This is a genomic window from Nocardiopsis alba DSM 43377, assembly GCF_000341225.1.
Taxonomy (GTDB): Bacteria; Actinomycetota; Actinomycetes; order Streptosporangiales; family Streptosporangiaceae; genus Nocardiopsis; species Nocardiopsis alba.
Window position 1 is genome coordinate 48647 of the sequence record NZ_ANAC01000017.1, and the last position, 18865, is coordinate 67511.

The 18865-nt window shown below is 69.9% G+C and carries 19 protein-coding genes; 11 read left to right on the forward strand and 8 right to left on the reverse strand.

Going from position 1 to position 18865, the window contains the following annotated elements; all coding sequences use genetic code 11:
* Positions 1–13: 13 nt before the first annotated feature.
* The 5 genes from cydC to D451_RS0118160 form a co-directional block, all read right to left on the reverse strand.
* On the reverse strand, positions 14–1801 hold the full coding sequence (cydC, locus tag D451_RS0118140; protein WP_017535484.1) for a thiol reductant ABC exporter subunit CydC: 1788 nt from the start codon (positions 1799–1801) through the stop codon (positions 14–16).
* Positions 1798–3525, reverse strand: a complete 1728-nt coding sequence (gene cydD / locus D451_RS0118145) for a thiol reductant ABC exporter subunit CydD (protein WP_017535485.1) — start codon at positions 3523–3525, stop codon at positions 1798–1800. The genes cydC and cydD overlap by 4 nt, the downstream gene beginning before the upstream one ends.
* A 170-nt stretch (positions 3526–3695) precedes the next feature.
* Positions 3696–4739: a cytochrome d ubiquinol oxidase subunit II gene (gene cydB, locus D451_RS0118150; protein WP_017535486.1), complete on the reverse strand. Its 1044-nt coding sequence runs from the start codon at positions 4737–4739 to the stop codon at positions 3696–3698.
* A gap of 9 nt (positions 4740–4748) precedes the next feature.
* Positions 4749–6194, reverse strand: a complete 1446-nt coding sequence (locus D451_RS0118155) for a cytochrome ubiquinol oxidase subunit I (protein ID WP_017535487.1) — start codon at positions 6192–6194, stop codon at positions 4749–4751.
* Positions 6195–6460: 266 nt separating this feature from the next.
* Entirely contained in the window at positions 6461–7171 is a 711-nt protein-coding gene (locus D451_RS0118160; RefSeq protein ID WP_017535488.1) for a DUF305 domain-containing protein, read from the reverse strand.
* Between the two features lie 90 nt (positions 7172–7261).
* Between D451_RS0118160 and D451_RS0118165 the strand changes: the two genes are divergently transcribed.
* Positions 7262–8044, forward strand: a complete 783-nt coding sequence (locus tag D451_RS0118165) for a DUF3105 domain-containing protein (protein WP_017535489.1) — start codon at positions 7262–7264, stop codon at positions 8042–8044.
* Positions 8045–8125: 81 nt separating this feature from the next.
* Here the strand turns inward: D451_RS0118165 and D451_RS0118170 are convergent, their stop codons facing one another.
* Positions 8126–8584, reverse strand: a complete 459-nt coding sequence (locus tag D451_RS0118170; RefSeq protein WP_014909726.1) for a DUF3515 domain-containing protein — start codon at positions 8582–8584, stop codon at positions 8126–8128.
* Between the two features lie 32 nt (positions 8585–8616).
* Positions 8617–8850 carry an Lrp/AsnC family transcriptional regulator gene (locus D451_RS0118175; protein ID WP_014911356.1) on the reverse strand — a complete coding sequence of 78 codons (234 nt, stop codon included), beginning with the start codon at positions 8848–8850 and terminating at the stop codon, positions 8617–8619.
* 159 nt (positions 8851–9009) lie between these two features.
* Between D451_RS0118175 and D451_RS0118180 the strand changes: the two genes are divergently transcribed.
* Together D451_RS0118180 and D451_RS0118185 are read left to right on the forward strand one after the other, a co-directional pair.
* Positions 9010–10002 carry a thiamine-phosphate kinase gene (locus tag D451_RS0118180; RefSeq protein WP_085994778.1) on the forward strand — a complete coding sequence of 331 codons (993 nt, stop codon included), beginning with the start codon at positions 9010–9012 and terminating at the stop codon, positions 10000–10002.
* 177 nt (positions 10003–10179) lie between these two features.
* The gene (locus D451_RS0118185; protein ID WP_017535491.1) at positions 10180–10830 is read left to right on the forward strand and encodes a cellulose binding domain-containing protein; all 651 of its coding nucleotides are present in this window, start codon (positions 10180–10182) and stop codon (positions 10828–10830) included.
* A gap of 108 nt (positions 10831–10938) precedes the next feature.
* Here the strand turns inward: D451_RS0118185 and rpmB are convergent, their stop codons facing one another.
* Positions 10939–11124 (reverse strand): 50S ribosomal protein L28, encoded by a 186-nt coding sequence (gene rpmB / locus D451_RS27395; RefSeq protein ID WP_013151263.1) that lies wholly within the window; start codon positions 11122–11124, stop codon positions 10939–10941.
* 425 nt (positions 11125–11549) lie between these two features.
* On the opposite strand from rpmB, the gene recG reads away from it, so the two are divergent.
* The 8 genes from recG (at position 11550) to D451_RS0118230 (ending at position 18859) form a co-directional block, all read left to right on the forward strand.
* The gene (recG, locus tag D451_RS0118190) at positions 11550–13769 is read left to right on the forward strand and encodes an ATP-dependent DNA helicase RecG (RefSeq protein ID WP_017535492.1); all 2220 of its coding nucleotides are present in this window, start codon (positions 11550–11552) and stop codon (positions 13767–13769) included.
* A 75-nt stretch (positions 13770–13844) separates the two neighbouring features.
* A complete protein-coding gene (gene rsmD, locus D451_RS0118195; protein WP_017535493.1) occupies positions 13845–14411 on the forward strand; it encodes a 16S rRNA (guanine(966)-N(2))-methyltransferase RsmD in 567 nt (188 codons plus the stop codon).
* A 199-nt stretch (positions 14412–14610) separates the two neighbouring features.
* Positions 14611–15084: a pantetheine-phosphate adenylyltransferase gene (gene coaD / locus D451_RS0118200; protein ID WP_014911546.1), complete on the forward strand. Its 474-nt coding sequence runs from the start codon at positions 14611–14613 to the stop codon at positions 15082–15084.
* Between the two features lie 309 nt (positions 15085–15393).
* Positions 15394–15942: a YceD family protein gene (locus D451_RS0118210; protein WP_026125168.1), complete on the forward strand. Its 549-nt coding sequence runs from the start codon at positions 15394–15396 to the stop codon at positions 15940–15942.
* Between the two features lie 130 nt (positions 15943–16072).
* Positions 16073–16249 carry a 50S ribosomal protein L32 gene (gene rpmF / locus D451_RS0118215; protein ID WP_013151268.1) on the forward strand — a complete coding sequence of 59 codons (177 nt, stop codon included), beginning with the start codon at positions 16073–16075 and terminating at the stop codon, positions 16247–16249.
* 355 nt (positions 16250–16604) lie between these two features.
* Positions 16605–17408 carry a ribonuclease III gene (gene rnc, locus D451_RS0118220; RefSeq protein ID WP_014913219.1) on the forward strand — a complete coding sequence of 268 codons (804 nt, stop codon included), beginning with the start codon at positions 16605–16607 and terminating at the stop codon, positions 17406–17408.
* 3 nt (positions 17409–17411) lie between these two features.
* Positions 17412–18272: a bifunctional DNA-formamidopyrimidine glycosylase/DNA-(apurinic or apyrimidinic site) lyase gene (mutM, locus tag D451_RS0118225; RefSeq protein WP_017535496.1), complete on the forward strand. Its 861-nt coding sequence runs from the start codon at positions 17412–17414 to the stop codon at positions 18270–18272.
* A complete protein-coding gene (locus D451_RS0118230; RefSeq protein ID WP_017535497.1) occupies positions 18269–18859 on the forward strand; it encodes a DUF1349 domain-containing protein in 591 nt (196 codons plus the stop codon). The genes mutM and D451_RS0118230 overlap by 4 nt, the downstream gene beginning before the upstream one ends.
* Positions 18860–18865 lie beyond the last annotated feature (6 nt).

The following is an 18865-nucleotide window of genomic DNA, read 5'->3' on the forward strand; positions in this document are numbered from 1 at the left end:
CCCGCCACCACCCTCAACGGACGCCTACGGCGCGGTACCACCCTTCTACGGCGAGGAGCTCTTCGTGGGTACCGGACTGGACCACGCGTCCATCGCGGATCACGTAGATCCGGTCCACCCGGTCCAGGCCGGTGAGGTCATGGGTGATGAGCAGCGTCGAGAAGCCCCGGGCGGCCGACAACAGATCCTCCACCACCGCGTCACGGGTGTCCGGGTCCAGATGCGCGGTCGGCTCGTCCAACACCAGTACCCGGGGCGCCGCCAGGACGGCACGGGCCAGGGCCAGACGCTGACGCATCCCCCCGCTCAACCCCAGGCCGTGCGACCCCACCCGGGTGTCCAGCCCCCGGGGCATCGCCTCGACGTCGTGGGCCAGCCGGGCCCGGCGCAGGGCCTCCCACAGCTCCTCGTCGTCGGCCCCCGGACGGGCCAGACGCAGGTTCTCCCGGAGGGTGGAGGCGAACACGTGCGGATCCTGGGGCACGCCGGAGACGACCCCGCGCACCTCGTCGGCGGGACGATCGGTGATGTCGGTTCCGCCGACCTCCACCCGGCCGCCGTCCGGGTCCCGGAAACGCAGCAGGATCGAGGCGAGCGTGCTCTTGCCCGCCCCGCTCGGTCCGATCACGGCCACGGTCGCCCCGGCGGGGATCTCCAGATCGATCCCGTCCAGGGCCCAGGGCTCGTCGGGGCCGTAGCGGACCCGCAGCCCCTCGACCCGGACCGAGGCCTCGGTGTCGGGGTCGATGACCGGCGTTCCGCCGTCCCGTTCGCGTTCCTCGTCGACGGTGATGGCGGGAGGGGTGTCCAGGACACCGAAGAGCCGTGCGCCGCTCTCCCGGATCGCCCCCAGCCTGGCCGCGACGGCGGGCAGCGGGGCGACGATCTCGAAGGCGGCGAGCGTGGTCAGCACCAGCACGGCCAGAGCGGTGGCGTCGATGCTCCCGTCCTCGACCGCGAGCACCCCCAGGAACAGGGCGCCCCACACTGTCAGACCGGTGATCAGGGCATGGGCCCCGGCGCTCAGCCCGAGCGTCGCGGCGTCGCGCCGGGCCACCCGGGTGAGTTCGGCGTCGGCCTCCTCGACCTTGGCGACCTGGCGGTCCATGGCGCCGTAGGCGATCAGGTCCGGAGCGCCCTGGAGGGTGTCCACCAGGGTGGTGGACAGTGTCCCCCGGGCCCGCGCCTCCCGCCGCCCCGGCCCCCGGCTCAGGGCCGCCGCCATCAGCGGGACCGCGAGCCCGGCGAGCAGCAGGCCCCCGGCCAGCAGCATCCCGCCGGGCACGTACACGACGGTCAGGAAGAGCACGGTGGCCCCACCGGTGACCACCGACACCAGCGGCGGGGTGAGCCCGCGCACCAGTAGGTCCAGAGTGGACTCGGTGTCGTTGACCAGGCGGGAGACCAGGTCGCCCGACCGGAAACGGCCGAACGGTTCGGTGCGGGCCAGGCGCTCGTACACCCTGACCCGTACCTCGGCCAGAGTGCGGAAGGCGGCGTCGTGGGTGACCAGCCGCTCCATGTAGCGGCTCACCCCCTTGGAGACACCGAGGGCCCGGGTGGCGACGACGGCCACGCTCAGAGCGGTGATCGAGGGGTGGTCGGCGGCGGTGGCCAACATCCACGCGGCCACTCCCAGCAGGGCCACCCCGGAGCCGGTGGCGGCGGCGCCGAGCAGGACCCCCAGCGCGAAGCGGGCGCTCCGCGGGCGGGCCAGGGCGATCATCCGTCGTAGGGGGTCCCGGCGTCGTTCGCGTTCGTCGACGAACAGCGGGTCGGTGGGGGTGGACGGGCCGGTCATCGGACGATCCCCTCGGTCGGCAGCGGCAGATGGGCGGTGCGCAGGTGTGCTCCGGACACGGACTCGGCCCACCCCGTGTCGTGGGCGACGATCACCGCGGTGCGCCCCTCCAGCAGGCGGGCCACGGCCGTGCGCACGGCGGCGGCGTTCTCGGGGTCCAGATGCGCGGTGGGTTCGTCCAGAAGTACCAAGGGGGCGTCGCGGCACAGGGCGCGGGCCAAAGCGATCCTCTGCCGTTGTCCGGCGGACAGACGCGCACCGCGTTCGCCGAGCAGGGTGTCGTAGCCCTGGGGCAGCGCGGAGACGAAGTCGTGGGCCTCGGCCATTCGGGCGGCCCGGCGTACCCGTTCCATGTCGGCGTCGGGAGCGCCCAAACGGATGTTGTCGGCCACCGACACGTCGAAGAGGTAGGGGTGCTGGGGCACCCAGGCGATGCCCAGGCGCCAGTCGTCGGCGGCCACGGAGTCCAACGCCACCGGTTCGCCGTCCGGAGGGCGGACGGTGATCCGTCCCTCCGTGGGTTCGGCGAGCCGGAGCATCAGGGACAACAGGGAGGTCTTGCCCGAACCACTGGGGCCGGTGAGCAACAGATGTTCCCCCGCGCGCAGGGTCAGGTCCACACCGGACAGGGCGGGCACGTCCCGTCCCGGGTAGCGCAGCCCCACCCCCTCGAAGCGGATGTCGCCGGAGGCGGCGGGCGAGGGGCGTCCGGTCGGGGCCGGTCGGGGGCGGTCACCGCCGCCGTCACGTCGGCGCTCCAATTCGGTGAAGACCTGGTCGGCGGCGGCGACGCCCTCCATGCTCGCGTGGAACCGGGCTCCGACCTCGCGCAGCGGAAGGTAGGCCTCGGGGGCCAGGATCAGCACGAGCAGGGCGGTCTGGTAGTCCATGTGGCCGCCCAACAGGCGCAGGCCCACCTCGACCGCGACCAGCGCCACCGCGAGAGTGGCGAGCAGTTCCAGGGCGAAGGCGGACAGGAAGGCGATCCGCAGGGTTCCCATGGTGGCCTTGCGGTGGTCCTCGCCCACCTGCCGGATGATGGCGGCCTGCGCCTTGGCCCGCCGGAACACGGCCAGGGTGGGCAGCCCCTCCACGACGTCGAGGAAGTGCCCGCCCAACCGGCTCAACAGCCTCCACTGACGTTCGGTGCGCTGCTGGGTGTGCATCCCGATCAGGGCCATGAAGATCGGGATGAGCGGCAGGGTCACCAGGATGACGATCCCGGAGATCCAGTCCGCCCAGAACACCACGGCCAGCACCGCCACGGGCACGATCGCGGACAGGACCAGCTGGGGCAGGTAACGGGAGAAGTACTCGTCGAGGGCGTCCAGGCCCCGGGTGGCGAGGGTGGCGAGCTCCCCGGCCTGGGGAGAGCCGCCATCACCGTCGTCGTCCTCGGCCGCCCACACCCGGCCGGGACCGGTCACGTGGGCGACGAGCTCGCGGCGCAGCTGCGACTTGGTGCGGGCCGCGCTGTGCAGGGCCGAGGTCTCGGAGAGATAGGACAGCAGGGCGCGCGCCACGGCGACACCGGCGACCGCGGCGATCATCCAGCCGACGACGTCCATCCCGTCCCCGGCCCAGACCCCGGTGATGACACGGGACAGCAGCCAGGCCTGGGCGAGGATCAGCCCGGTGATCAGTACACCGCTGACGACGGTGACGGCCAGATGGGAGCGGACCGCGCTCGCGGTGCGGACCAGACGCGGATCGAGCGGTTTCATGCGCGGAGGACCTCATATGGTCGTCGGGGCCGGTCTCTCGGGGGAGGCGGCTCGGTCGGGCACGGGGTACGCCGCACCCAGTATCCCCTTCGGGGCGCGGAACGCCGTGCCCTCCGCCCCCCGGGGCGATACGGGGGAGCGGAGGGCACGCGGTCCGGTCACGGCGGTGGTCAGGCGACCTTCTCGGGTTCCGGCTCGGCCCCTCCGTCCACGGTGGCGCCGGTGATCTGCTCGCCGGTGACCCGCTTGCGGAACACCCAGTAGCTCCAGGCCTGGTAGCCCAGGATCACGGGGAGGGCCACCAGCGTCAGCCAGGTCATGACGGTGAGGGTGTAGTCGGCCGAGGCGGCGTTCTCGATGGTGAGCGAGTACGCCGGGTCCGTGGTCGACGGCAGCACGTTCGGATACAGCGCGCCGAACACCGTCACGGTCAGGGTGAGCACGGCCACCGCCATGGCCGTGAACGACCATCCCTCGCGTCCCTGCCAGGTCAAGAGGACCCCGAGGACCAGCGCGGCCACCGCGGCCACCGCGGTGACGGCGGTCCAGCCCTGGCCGTGGGCGCTCTGGGTCCACCCCAGGAACGCGGCGCTCGCGGGCAGCGCCACCACGGCGCTGCCCAGCGCGGCCTTACGGGAGCGCACCCGGACCGGACCGTCGGTCTTCAGCGCCAGGAAGACGGCGCCGTGCAGGGTGAACAGGGCCAGGGTCGTGAGCCCGCCCAACAGCGCGTAGGGCGAGAACAGGTCGAGCGGGCCGGCGGTGACGATGTGGTCGGCGTCCATGGCCACGCCTTGGACGAGGTTGGCGAAGAGCACCCCCCACAGGAAGGAGGGCACCACGCTGCCGAGGAAGATCGCCCGGTCCCAGACGTCGCGCCAGCGGTCGCTGTCGTGGCTGCTGCGGTACTTGAAGGCCACGCCGCGGGCGATGAGCGCGATGAGGATCGCCAGGACCGGGAGGTAGAACCCGCTGAGCATCGACGCGTACCAGGGCGGGAACGCCGCGAAGGTCGCGCCGACCGCGGTGAGCAGCCACACCTCGTTCGCGCTCCAGACGGGACCGATGGAGTTGATGGCGACCCTGCGTTCGATGGAGTTCCGCCGGCCGGTGAAGGGCAGGAGCACCCCGACCCCGAAGTCGAACCCCTCCAGGAAGAAGTAGCCGGTCCACAGGACCGCGATGGCCACGAACCAGATCAGTGCGAGATCCATCCGATGCTCCTAGTAGCTGAAGTGGGGGAGGGCGGATTCGTCCTTGTCGTCCTTCAGATCGGGGACGAGGTGTGTGGGGCCCTTCTTGACGTACTTCCAGAGCAGTCCGACCTCCACCACGAAGAGCACTCCGTACACGGCGGTGAAGACGGCCAGGCTCGTGGCCACGGTGGCGAGGTCGACGCCGGGGGAGACGCTCTCCGCGGTGAGGAGTTCACCGTGCACGGTCCAGGGCTGGCGGCCCATCTCGGTGAGGACCCAGCCGAAGATGTTGGCCAGCAGCGCCGCGGGGAGGGCGGCCATCGCCGCGTAGTAGAACCACCGGTGACGGGGCAGCCGCTCGCGGCCGCGCATGAGCAGGAGGCCGACGGCGGCGACGGCGACACCGAACATGCCCAGCCCCATCATGAGGCGGAAGGACCAGTAGACGACGAACACGTTCGGGATGTAGTTCCCGGGGCCGTAGTACTCCTCGTAGGCCTCCTGGAGGTCGTTCATGCCGTGCACCTCGCCGTCGAAGTGCCCGGTGGCCAGGAAGCTGAGGACGTTGGGGATCGTGACGTCGATGGGGTTGTGGCGGGCCTCGGTGTCCCCGACCGCGAACGTGGAGAAGGGCGCGCCCTCCTCGGTGTCCCACAGGGCCTCGGCGGCGGCGAGCTTCATGGGTTCGAACTCGGCGGCGAGCTTGGCCTGGTTGTCTCCGGAGAGGACGGTGAACGCGCCGGCGACGAGGACGACGACGAGGCCGACCTTCATGGCGCCGCGGAACAGGGCGCGTTCGCTCGTGGAGGGGGCCACCCCGGTCTCACCGGTGTCACCGTGCTTGATGTCGCGCCAGAGCTTGAAGGCGCAGACCGCGACGACGAAGAGTCCGGCGGTGATGAAGGCGGCGCCGACGGTGTGGATGTAGGTGGACCAGGCCTGGTCGTTGGTGAGCACGGCCCAGATGTCGTTGAGCTCGGCGCGGCCGGTCTCCTCGTTGATCTCGTAGCCGACCGGGTTCCGCATCCAGGCGTTGGCGGCCAGGATGAAGTAGGCCGACAGGTTGGTGCCGATCGCGACCAGCCAGATGCAGGCCAGGTGAACGCCTCGGGGGAGGCGGTGCCAGCCGAAGATCCACAGGCCGATGAAGGTGGACTCCAGGAAGAAGGCGAGCAGGGCCTCCATGGCCAGGGGTGCTCCGAAGACGTCGCCGACGAAGCGGGAGTACTCGCTCCAGTTCATGCCGAACTGGAACTCCTGCACGATGCCGGTGACCACGCCCATGGCGAAGTTGATCAGGAACAACTTGCCGAAGAACTGGGTGGCCTGAAGGTACTCGTGGCGTCCCGTGCGGTACCAGAAGGTCTGGAGGATGGCCACGATGAACGACAGTCCGATGGTCAGGGGCACGAACAGGAAGTGGTAGATCGTGGTGACCCCGAACTGCCATCGCGCCAGGTCTAGAGCTTCCATGTACGCCTCTCAAGTACCGACTGCCGGTAGTACTACAAACTGTAGTGCTACGAGTTGTCGTAATCGAGGGACCCCCCTGTGAAACAGGGCTCACCCGGCTCCGCGTCGGTGTCGAGGGCACGAGAACGGCGGCGCGCCCCCGGGGTCCGGGGGTGCGCCGCCGTGTGTCCGTCCTGCGTCGGCGAGGCGTCGTCGCAGGTGAGGAGGGGTGCGGGGAGAGAAGCGGCGAGACCGGGATCGACCGTCGGTGGTCTCGACCACATCCGTCAGCCGCGCGTCTCCAGCATCCGTTCCATGTTCTCCATCTCGGAGGTCTGGGCGTCGACCATGCCCTGGGCGAGGTTCACGACCAGATCCTCGTTGCCCAGGTCCACCTCGGCCTCGGCCATCTCGATCCCGCCCAGGTGGTGGGCGATCATCAGGTCGAGGAACATCACCTCGGCCTCCTCGCCCTCCGACTCCTGGAGGGCGACGAGTTGTTCGCTGGTGGCCAGGCCCGGCATGGTGTCGGGCACCTCGCCCTCACCGCCGCCGTGGTCGTGGCCCTCCATCCAGGTCATCGGAGGCTCCGACGCCCGGGAGTTGAGTCCCCACGCGGCCAGCCATCCCTGCATCATCCCGATCTGGGCCTGCTGGGTCCGGGCCATGTCCATCGCCACGGTGTGCAGCTCGGGATCGTCGGTCTTGTCGAGGATGATCATCGACATGTCCACCGCCTGAGCGTGGTGGGCGCTCATGTCCCGCAGGAAGCCGGCGTCGGGGCCGGTGTCCAGCGGGTGTGAGGGACGTCCCACCAGAAAACCGCCGGCCAGCGCCAGAACCACGAGGACCACGGCCGTCCAGAGCGGAACGGAACGTGGCCCGGCGGGCGACTCCCGCTTCGGGGAGAAACCCTCGGGCAGGTCCGATTCGTCATCGTGTACGGCGTTGTCGTCGTCGCGGGTATCCCCGGACGCCGATCCGGTTACTCGGTCCATTCGATTCACCCCGGTCAAATCGCCCCACTCTGGTGACAAAGTAGAGGATAGGTAAAGTCCTGTTCGACCACATGTATCCCAGGAGACTCAGTGGCCAAGAAATCGAAGGCGGAGGAGCGTCGCGCCCGAGCGGCCGCGCTGCGTGAGGCGCAGCGGAAGAAGGACCGCCGTAACAAAGCCCTCAAGATCGCTGGTGCCAGCGTAGCGGGGGCCGCTGTACTGGGCCTCCTGGGTACCGCGATCTTCATGGAGTTGAAGAGCCGCAACATCGAAGGCGTCGCCGAGTACGAGGTCGGTGACTTCAGCCATGTGGACGTCGGCGAGAAGGTGGACTACGAACAGTCCCCTCCGGTGGGCGGACAGCACTGGCCCTACTGGCAGAACTGTGGCGTCTACACCGACCCGATCACGCCCGAGTTCGGCGTCCACTCCCTGGAACACGGCGCCGTATGGATCAATTACGACCCGGAGCTGCCCGAGGAGAAGGTGACGGCTCTGGAAGGCTTCTACAACCCGGGCGACTACCTTCTGGTGACCCCCTACGAGGGTGACATGGACGCCCCGATCGTCGCCTCCAGTTGGGGCAGACAGATCTCCGTCGACGCCCCCGACGACGAGAACCTCCTCCGCTTCGTGCAGCTCTACGAGCGCGGTACCGACGTCCCCGAACCGGGCGCGGCCTGCTCCGGATCGGTCCAGGAGACCCAGGCCGACTTCGAGGCCCAGCTCGCCGAACAGGCCGAGAACCCCGAGGCCCTCGAAGGCGCGGAGAACGACGACCAGGGTTCCGACCCCGACAACGAGGACACCGACGGCGAGGCCGCCAAGGAGGACGAGGCGACCGAGGACGACGGGTCCGCGGAGGACGAGTAGCGATACCGGCCCCGAACCCGCCGGACGGAACGGGGGCGGGGAACGATCCGTCGTTCCCCGCCCCCGTGCGCGTGTCCGGGGTCAGACCCCGCTGTCGGCGCGCTCGTCCAGATGCTCGGCGATCAGCTCGCTCACCTCGGACAGCGCGGCCGCGGGCGCGCCGTAGGAGCTCGGGACGCTCAGCTCCACGTAGGCCTCCCGCTGGACGGCGGTGAACACCGTGGGGGCGTCCTCCGGCTGCGGCAGCCAGGCCACGTCGCCCACCTCCATGAGGACCGAGTCCATCTCCAGACCGGAGGGGCGGGGAACGCCGCAACGCAGACCGATGGGCGGGTCCCCCCAGGCCGCCATGACCTCGGACTCGGGCTGGAGGGTGGCGCGGTCGGCGCCGAGAAGGGTGTCGGGAAGGTCGGCGACCAGGGCGGCGCAGGGCTCGGCCGTGTTCGGTTCGGCTTCGAAGGGCTGCATCTGCACGGTCTGGCCACAGCCCGCCGTCAGCAGGGCGACGACACATGCCACCCCGAAGTACCGTTTCAGCACAAGCAACCTCGCTCCGTCGACGCGATCGACACTCAGATGTTGATGATGGGACAGGTCAGAGTACGCGCGATACCGTCGAGCCGCTGGATTCGGGCCACCACGAGAGCGCCCAGGGCGTCGATGTCCTCGGCCTCGGCCTGAACGATCACATCGTAGGGACCCGTGACGTCACTCGCCTTCTCGACCCCTTCGATCCCGCGGATACGCTCGGTGACCTCTCCGGACCGCTCGACCTCGGTCTGGACCAGAATGTACGCCTGCACCATGTTCTACTCCTTCGCGCTGTGCCGTGTGTGAGCCGAGAGCGGACGCCGTCCGGGTCGGGCACAGCAGAGGACGACGGAGGACGAACGCGGGGTCCGGACTCGGTACCCGATCGCGGGGTCCGGACCACCGTGCCGGAGCGTCACCGTACCCTGATCTGCGTGATGACCACCATTGAGGGCCTTGGTGAGTTCGCTCTGATCACACGCGTGACGAGCCAATTCCCCAGGACGGCCGATGTAATCCTCGGACCGGGTGACGATGCCGCCGTCGTGGCCTCTCCCGACGGGCGCACCGTCGCCAGTACGGACCTGCTGGTCGAGGGGCGCCACTTCAAACGGGAATGGTCGACCGCGCGTGACGTCGGACACCGTGCCGTGGCGCAGAACTACGCCGACATCATGGCGATGGGCGCGCGCCCGACCGGGATGCTCATCGGTTTCGCCGCCCCGCCCGACCTTCCCGTGGTGTGGGCCGAGGAGTTCACCGCCGGCGCCCGGGACGAGTGCGCGCTCGCCGGCGGGGCCGTCGTCGGCGGGGACATGGTGGGGTCGGACGTGCTGACCATCGCCGTCACCGCGCTGGGTGACCTGGAGGGGCGTTCCCCGGTGCGGAGGGACGGCGCGGGACCGGGAGAGATCGTCGCCTACACCGGGCATCTGGGGCTCTCCGCCGCCGGACTGGCCCTGCTCGATCAAGGGCTGGAGGGGCCCGGTGAGTGCCTGGACGAGCACCGTAGGCCCTCGCCCCCCTACACCGCCGGCCCGGAGGCGGCCCGACTCGGAGCCACGGCCATGCTCGACGTCAGCGACGGGCTCCTCCAGGACCTGGGGCACATCGCCGCTTCGAGCGGGGTGGCCATCGACCTGGAATCGGAGGCGTTCTCCCCCGAGCCGGCGCTCCTCGAAGCCGTCCGTGTACTCGGTGCCCCCGAAGGGAAGGCTCTGGACGCCGCCCGCCGTCTCATGCTCTCGGGAGGAGAGGATCACGCGCTGGCCGCGGTCTTCCCCTCCGAGGTCGAACTCCCCGATCACTGGCGCAGGGTGGGGGCCACACGTTCTCTCCCGGAAGGGGCGCGAAGCGGTGACGTACGTGTCACCGTGGACGGAACCGTGATGGACGGTGGAGGGTGGGATCATTTCCGTCGAGGGTGATCCCTTTTGGATTTGTCCCGTTTACCGATCGCGCTAGGCTTTGCCATCGCGGCCGGCGTCGCCCCAAGGGCGGCCGATCGGCCCATCGAGCGGCACCGGGCCGATCCACCGGGACCATTCCGATCACGGTCGAGGTAGGAAGACGGAGCAGCGTCGAGAGGCGGTCTATGAGGCGGCATGGCTAAGCGGTACGGCCCCCGCCGCGGAGCCCACCGCAGCGAACCGGAGAACGCCGGTGCCCTGCGGCGGATCGGCGGCTTCCTCGAGAGCACGGTCCCCAAACGGGTCGAACCTCCCCGACTCCTCAACGTCCTCATCGTCTCCGGCGTGATCCTGGGCCTGCTCCTCTTCGGCTACAGCACCACTCAGATCTACCTTCAGTTCGGCGGGGCCCCCGGCGCGACCGAGGAGACCGGGCCCCGCGACGGGAGCGACCACGACGAGGTCTCACCCGGGCCCGAGGAGAGCGACCCCGCCGGGCGACAGGAGCGGGAGGGCCCCCGGACCCAGGCCGGGACCGAACCGGCCACGGTCGTCTACCAGGTACTGGAGTCCTCGGAACTCGGGTTCACCGGACACGTCATCGTCACCAACACCTCCAGGAGCTCCCTCGACGGCTGGGAACTGGCCCTGGCCTTCGACAGTGTCCAGATCACCCACGTCGACGGCGCGGACTGGGAACCGATGGAGGACGGGATCCTGGCCCGCCGCTCCGGACCCGACGCCGGATTGGCCCCGGGAGACTCGGTCTCGCTCACCTTCGAGGCCATCGGTTCCGCCCAGAGCCCGACCCGCTGTTCGCTCAACGGCCACGTGTGCCGACTCTGAACCGCTCCGAGGGGCCCGGAGGCGCCGGCCACCGGACGCGCACACGGAAAAGGCCCCCCGACCGAAGTCGGAGGGCCTTTCCCACAATCTCGAAAAGGGGCGGGAGACCTAGCGGGTCACCTTGCCGGCCTTGATGCACGAGGTGCACGCGTTCACACGCTTGGGCGTGCCGCCCACGCGGGTGCGAACGGTCTGGATGTTGGGGTTCCAGCGGCGGCGGGTGCGACGGTGCGAGTGGGAAACACTGTTACCGAACCCTGGTCCCTTGCCGCAGACGTCGCAGACGGAAGCCACGGTAACTCCATTCAAGCGCTCGGGATCGCGCACGTCGCCGCACGCGAAGGTTCATCCGACCGGGAGAGGTCGGGCGGACAGGTCGGCGAGAACGCCAACCTCGGAAGAGTACACGACGGACATGTCCGAAGGTGGAATCGGACCACTGGACGGTATCCGTTCGCGCAACGGTGGGGCATGGTGCGGCCGAAGCCTTGCGCACCTCACCGAAGCATCGAGATCAGCCACACGGGCATGGCGAAAACGCGATGAACTCTGCCGAGTATACCGTTCCTGAGCAGTGGACGTGTGGCTCGCCGGAGAGCACCCCGATCGATCCGGGGCCGACGGCGCTCCGATCCGCCTTCGTGCGGCGGGACCGGCGCGTCTCACCGGAGGTCTAACGTGGCGTTGGATCGACGTACCAGTCCAGGACGGGGACGACAGTGAGCACCTGGGACGAGCCGCTGCGCAAGGGACCGCTCGGCGGCAGGACGGCCAAGGCCCTGGCCGACAAACTCGACCTGCGCACCCTCGGGGACCTGCTGCGCTACTACCCGCGCCGCTACGACCGCCGTGGCGACCTCACCGACCTCGCGCTGCTACGCGAGGGCGAGGACGTCACCGTGCAGGCCAAGGTCCTCGACGCCCGCAGGAAGACCGTTCCGGCCCGGCAGGGACGCCGCCGCATGGACATGATGGAGGCCACCGTCACCGACGGCACCGGCCGCCTGCACCTGACCTTCTTCAACCGCGGCTCCTACCACCAGAACGCCCTGGTTCCGGGACGACTGGCGATGTTCTCCGGTCGGGTCTCGACCTTCAAGGGACGCCGACAGCTCGACCATCCCGAGTACGTCCTGCTCGACGAGGACGGCTCGGAAGGGGAGGCCGCCCGCGCCTACGCCGACGAGGTCATCCCGGTCTACCCCGCGGTGAAGGGGCTGGACTCGGCCACCATCGCCCGCTCCATCGGGGTCGCCCTCGACTACGCGGTGGACATACCCGACCCGCTCCCGCCCCGGCTGCGCGAGGACCGGGGACTTCTGGGCGTGCACGAGGCCCTGACCCGTATCCATCGGCCCCGGGACATGGATCAACTGCGCCCGGCCCGGCGCAGGTTGAAGTGGGACGAGGCGTTCGTCCTCCAACTGGCCCTGGCTCGACGCCGCCGTGAATCCGAGGACCTGCCCGCCCGACCCCGACCGGGAGCGGAGGGCGGCATCCTCGACTCCTTCGACGCACGGCTGCCCTTCACCCTCACCGACGGTCAGCGCGAGGTCGGCGATCGATTGGCCGAACGGCTGGACGCCACCCACCCCATGCACTGCCTCCTCCAAGGGGACGTGGGCGCGGGCAAGACCCTCGTGGCCCTGCGCGCCATGCTGCGGGTGGTCGACTCCGGTGGACAGGCCGTCATGCTCGCCCCCACCGAGGTCCTCGCCCAGCAGCACCACCGCTCGATCGGCGCCATGCTCGGGGACCTGGCCAGGGCCGGGCAGATCGACGGAGCGGAGAACGCCACACGCGTGGCCCTGCTGACCGGTTCGATGAACGCCGCCTCCCGCAGGGAGGCCCTGTTGGACGCCGCGTCGGGGGCCGCGGGGATCGTGGTGGGCACCCACGCCCTCCTCCAAGAGCACGTCTCCTTCGCCGACCTGGGCCTGGTCGTGGTCGACGAACAGCACCGCTTCGGGGTGGAACAGCGCGACGCCCTGCGGGAGAAGGCCACCGACGGTCGACCCCACGTCCTGGTCATGACCGCCACACCCATCCCGCGCACGGTCGCGATGACCGTCTACGGAGACCTGGACGTGGTGGCGCTGACCCAGCTGCCCCAGGGACGGTCCCCGGTGTCCACGCACGTGGTCCCCACCGGTGAGAAACCCCACTACCTGGCCCGGGCCTGGGAACGGATCCGCGAGGAGGTCGGTCGAGGACACCAGGCGTTCGTGGTCTGCCCCCGGATCGGCGATGGACCCGACGGCTCCGGCGGGGGAGAGGCCGGAGACGAGGTGGACGCCCCGAAGGAGGAGGAAGCCCAGGGGGCCCGGCCGCCGTTGGCCGTCCTCGACGTCCTGGCCCGGCTGAAGGAGGGGCCGTTGGCCGATGTGCGCCTGGAGGCCCTGCACGGCCGGATGGCGCCCGACGACAAGGACGCGGTCATGCGCCGCCTCAACGCGGGGGAGACCGACGTCGTCGTCTCCACCACCGTCATCGAGGTGGGAGTGGACGTCCCCAACGCCACCGTCATGGCGATCATGGACGCCGACCGCTTCGGGATCTCCCAGCTCCACCAGCTCCGCGGACGGGTGGGCCGTGGTCGGCTTCCGGGGCTGTGCCTGCTGGTCACCGACTCCGAGGAGGGCACCCCGGCCCGTGAGCGCCTGGCCGCGGTGGCCTCCACCACGGACGGCTTCGAGCTCTCCCGCGCCGACCTGGAGATGCGGCGTGAGGGCGACGTGCTCGGCGACGCCCAGTCCGGGAACCGCTCCAGCCTGCGGATGCTCACCCTGGCCTATGACGAGGAACTCATCGGCCAGGCCCGGGAGGAGGCCACCCGCCACGTGGCGGAGGACCCCGACCTGAAGGCGTATCCGCCCTTGGCGGAGGCGCTGGCGGCCCTGCTCCCCGAGGAGCGGGCCGAGTACCTCGACAAGACCTGATCGGTCTCCCCGCGTCGTCGATCCACCGGGCGGCGCGGGGGAGGGGCGGCCGAAGACCCCACTACCGTGGTGGCCATGACCCGCATCATCGCAGGGGCGGCGGGTGGCCGACGGATCACCGCCCCCGACGGCCGCACCACCAGGCCCACCAGTGACCGCGCCCGGGAGGCGTTGTTCTCCTCGGTCCAATCCGACCTGGGCTCCCTCGAGGGGGTCCGGGTGATGGACCTGTACGCGGGATCGGGGGCGATCGGTCTGGAGGCCCTCTCCCGCGGCGCCGCGCACGCCCTACTGGTGGAGGCCGACCGCAGGGCCGCCCAGGTGGTCCGCGACAACATCGCCGCCCTGCGCATGCCCGGAGCGCGCCTGGTCGCCGACCGGGTGGAGCGGGTCCTGGCCCGGGACAACACCGGTGACCCCTACGACCTGGTCGTCGCCGACCCGCCCTACGCGGTCACCGACGAGGAGGTCGGCTCGATCCTGTCGGACCTGGTCGCCCACGGCTGGACCACGACGGACACGGTGGTCGTGGTCGAGCGCTCCAAACGCGGTCCGGAACCCGCCTGGCCGAAGGGGATCGAGCTCGATCGCAGCCGGAAGTACGGCGAGGCGATCCTCTGGTACGCGAGGGCAACCGGGTAGAAAGCGGGCACACGTCACGTTTTCCGGCTTATCGCACGGGAAGGTTCACACGATCCATGGAAGGTCGTGGGGATGACGTTCTTCGAACCCACCCTGGGTGATTGCGGGCATGATGTGAGTGTTGTCCGAATCGGGGGTCGGGTGAGGAACCCCGACGACCATGAGAGTCGTGAGCAGTTCTGGAGAGGGGCGATCCATCGTGCGCCGAGCCGTCTGTCCGGGTTCCTTCGACCCGGTGACCTACGGTCACATCGACATCATCGGTCGAGCCGCCAAGCAGTACGACGAGGTCGTCACCGCCGTGCTCAACAACGTCAACAAGCGGGGCCTGTTCACCGTCCCCGAGAAACTCGACATGCTCCGTGAGAGCACCTCCGAGTTCGACAACGTGAGCGTCAGCGAGTTCGACGGACTCCTCGTCGACTTCTGCCGCGAGAACGGCATCGAGACCATCGTGCGCAGCCTGAGGTCCGTGAGCGACTTCGACTACGAACTCCAGATCGCCCAGATGAACTACCGCCTCTCCGGGGTCGAGACCATGTTCATGACCGCGAACCCGCAGTACTCGTTCCTCTCCTCCAGCCTCGTCCGAGAGCTGGCCCTGCACCGGGGCGACGTCTCCAGCCTGGTCACCCCTTACGTCCAGGAGCGCCTTCGCGAGAAGTACGCCTGAACCGCTCGAACACGGTCCGAAGCGGAGCGGAGGACCGGAGCGAACACGGTTCGGGGGCCGGGAGTGTTCTACAGGACGACTCGAGCCGCCCGTGGACCAAGGCGAGCACAGCACGATTTGGGTGGTCGGGACATGGTAGGTAGAATCGTGGTTCGATCATGGGCGTCGCCGGTCTTCGGCGTGCGCTCAGGCCGGTCAGCACCACCGTGACCGACCGACGCCTCGGCGTCGGCGAGCTCGTGCCCGGCCCCCGGAACCTCTCCTGAAAGCGCGATCACCCTGTCTCGTCTAGATGCCCGTGACCCGTACGTGGTCGACACCCGCCAGCTGGGTCGCCAGCCGGGGTCGATGCGGACCGTCAGTCGTATCGTGACCCTCCCCGAGGCGTTCACGACGGCGATGGCGAGCGTGCCCGAAGGCCAGGAGATCGAGCTCGACCTGCGACTGGAGGCCGTCATGGAGGGGGTTCTGGTCACCGGGACCGTCACCGGACGCCTCACGGCCGAGTGCTCTCGCTGTCTCGAACCCCTGTCCGAGGAGCTGGAGGCGGGCTTCCAGGAGCTGTACCGCTACGCCGACGACGAGGACGGTACCGCCTCGGCCGGTGACGAGGACGCGGACGACGAGGATGAGGACTACTATCTAGAGGGCGATCTGCTCGACCTCGAACCGGTGGTCCGAGACGCCGTCGTGCTCGCGCTCCCGCTCTCGCCCCTGTGCGAACCGGACTGTCCCGGCCTGTGTTCCGAGTGTGGTGTCAAACTCGCCGAGGCCGGTCCCGACCACGGGCACGGCGACGGCGTCGACCCGCGCTGGGAGGCGCTCCGCTCCATCGCGGACGACCCCGGCCGGAAATGAGCTCGTGAACCGGTCGCCCGCGGTGCCTCAGGGCCCGACCGACCGGAGCACACCCTCCCCGCCACAGCGCGCGGGGTGACCAGATAAGCGACCTCCCGCGACCGCGCGGGGGTGACCCAGGAGGATTGAAGTGGCCGTCCCGAAGCGGAAGATGTCGCGGAGCAACACCCGGACCCGCCGTTCCCAGTGGAAGGCGTCGCGCCCGGTGCTGGTCAACTGCCCGCGCTGCCGTGACCCGAAGCAGCCCCACATCGCGTGCCCGACCTGCGGCACCTACAACAACCGCCAGGTCACGAACCCGGCTTAAGGTCGTCGGGTTGTCCGGCTCCGGGCCCTGTCGCCCGATCCCGGTCTTCGACGAACGCACGACGGGGCGGAACCCATGAGGGTGCCGCCCCGCCGTGCTGTTCAGGGTGTGACCGCGCCGAACGTCCTTTCGTCGCCCGGGCTTTGTAGAGTGATCTGTCAGAGTCGGGGAAGACACCCTTCCGTAACACCTCGACACCGGTGATTCCGGTCCCGTCGGGACTCCCGAGTTCGTGGTGGCCGCCGGGGGAGCGCAGGCTCCCGCGACGATCACCTCGTTTTCGAGCGTCCTGTCGGTCCGGGGAAGCCGCTCCGTTCCGCGCGCGCCCGGCGCGCCCGACAGGAAGCGAACTCGCGTGGCAAGCCAACTCTCCGTCTCCGAGGCCCGGTCGTTCCACGAGGCGATCGGGGTCGAGGTGGACCCCAAGATCCTGCTCCGTGCCCTGACCCACCGCTCCTACGCCTACGAGAAGGGCGGGCTGCCGACCAACGAGCGTCTGGAGTTCCTGGGGGACTCGGTGCTCGGCCTGGTGGTCACCGACACGCTCTTCCGCAAGCACCCCGACCTGCCCGAGGGGCAGTTGGCCAAGCTGCGCGCCGCCGTGGTGAACATGCGCGCGCTCGCCGACGTCGCGCGCGGTCTGGGCATCGGCGCCTACATCCGTCTGGGGCGGGGCGAGGAGGGCACCGGGGGACGCGACAAGTCCTCGATCCTCGCCGACACCCTGGAGGCCATCATCGGCGCGGTCTACCTGGACCGCGGCCTGGACGTGGCCTCGGAGTTCGTGCACCGCCTCTTCGACCCGCTGATCGCCACCGCCTCCGGGCTGGGCGCGGGGCTGGACTGGAAGACCTCCCTCCAGGAGCTCACCGCCGCCGAGATGCTCGGTGTGCCCGAATACCACGTGGACGAGAGCGGCCCCGACCACCAGAAGACCTTCCGTGCCACCGTCCGGGTCGCGGGGGAGAGCTATGGCCTGGGGGAGGGGCGCAGTAAGAAGGAGGCCGAGCAGCAGGCCGCCGAGTCCGCCTGGAAGGCCATCCGCGCCCGCTCCGAGCAGAGCGCCGCGCAGGGCGGAGACCGGCCCCAGAAGGGCCAGGGCTCCGGTAAGACGCAGAGCGGCCGTTCCAAGGGCCGCTCCGGCGGCGGGCAGGGCTGAGCGATGCCGGAACTGCCCGAGGTCGAGGTCGTACGTCGTGGTCTCGTCGACCACGCGGTGGGCCGTCGGATCGGTGACGTCGAGGTGCTGCACCCGCGTTCGATCCGCCGGCACGTGGCCGGTCCCGCGGATTTCGCCGGACGTCTGGAGGGGCGTACCCCCACGGCCGTGCGTCGCCGCGGCAAGTACATGTGGTTGGTGCTGGACAGCGGCGAGATGCTCCTGACCCATCTGGGCATGAGCGGCCAGATGCTGGTGCAGCCGCAGGGCAAACCGGACGAGAAGCACCTGCGGGTGCGGCTTCCGTTGGCCGACGGCAACGAGTTGCGCTTCGTCGACCAGCGCACCTTCGGTCACCTGTTGGTGGACGAACCGGGCGAACGGGTCGAGGTGCCCGCCTCGGTGGACCACATCGCCCTGGACCCGCTGGATCCGGAGTTCGTCCCGAAGGTGTTCGTCCGGGCCCTGCGGGCCAAGCGGACCGAGGTCAAGCGCGCCCTGTTGGACCAGTCGCTGATCAGTGGTGTGGGCAACATCTACGCGGACGAGGCGCTGTGGCGTTCGCGTCTGCACTGGGCCCGGTCCACGCGGGGGCTGGACACCGCGGCGGCGTTGGAATTGCTGGGACACGTGACCGACGTGATGTCCGAGGCTCTGGAGGTGGGCGGCACCACCTTCGACGGTCTCTACGTCAACGTCAACGGGGAGAGCGGCTACTTCGAACGCGGGCTGAACGCGTACGGGCGCCGTGACCGGCCGTGCGGCCGTTGTGGGACCCCCATCGTGCGCGAGGCGTTCATGAACCGCTCGTCGTTCAGCTGCCCGAGCTGCCAGAAGGCGCCCCGAGGGGTCCGCCCTTCATGACCGCGTCCACGAAGGTCCTGGCCTGGTCGAGTGGCCGCTGGACGCACCCGCCCGTCGCGGCCGTGGAACGCGGCTCGGAGCTGCTCGTGACGGCCGCCGAGGGCAGCGACGCCTGGCGCACCACCTCCTACGGGTTCGTCCACGCGAGTGAGCACGCACTCCTCTCTCCGTTCGCCCGGGACAGCGCCGTCGAGGTCGAGTTCACCGCCGCCTTCTCCGAGCAGTTCGATCAGGCCGGTGTGTTCATCAAGGTCGGCGAGGCCCACTGGATCAAGGCCGGGGTCGAGTTCGCGGACGGCGAGCCCCAACTCGGGGCGGTCGTCACCGATGGCATGTCGGACTGGTCGGTCGCCCCGGTCCCGGACTGGCTCGACCGCCGGGTCCTGATCCGGGTCAGCCGATCCGGGGACGCGCTCACCGTCCGCGCCTCCGTCGACGGAGGCGCGCCGCGGCTCGTCCGGCTCATCCCCTTCGCGCCCGACCTGGTCGCGTACGCCGGTCCGCTGATCTGCGCTCCGACCCGTGCGGGGCTCACCGTCCCCTTCCATGCCTGGCGGACCACCCCGGCGGACGCGGCTCTGCACTGAGACGGC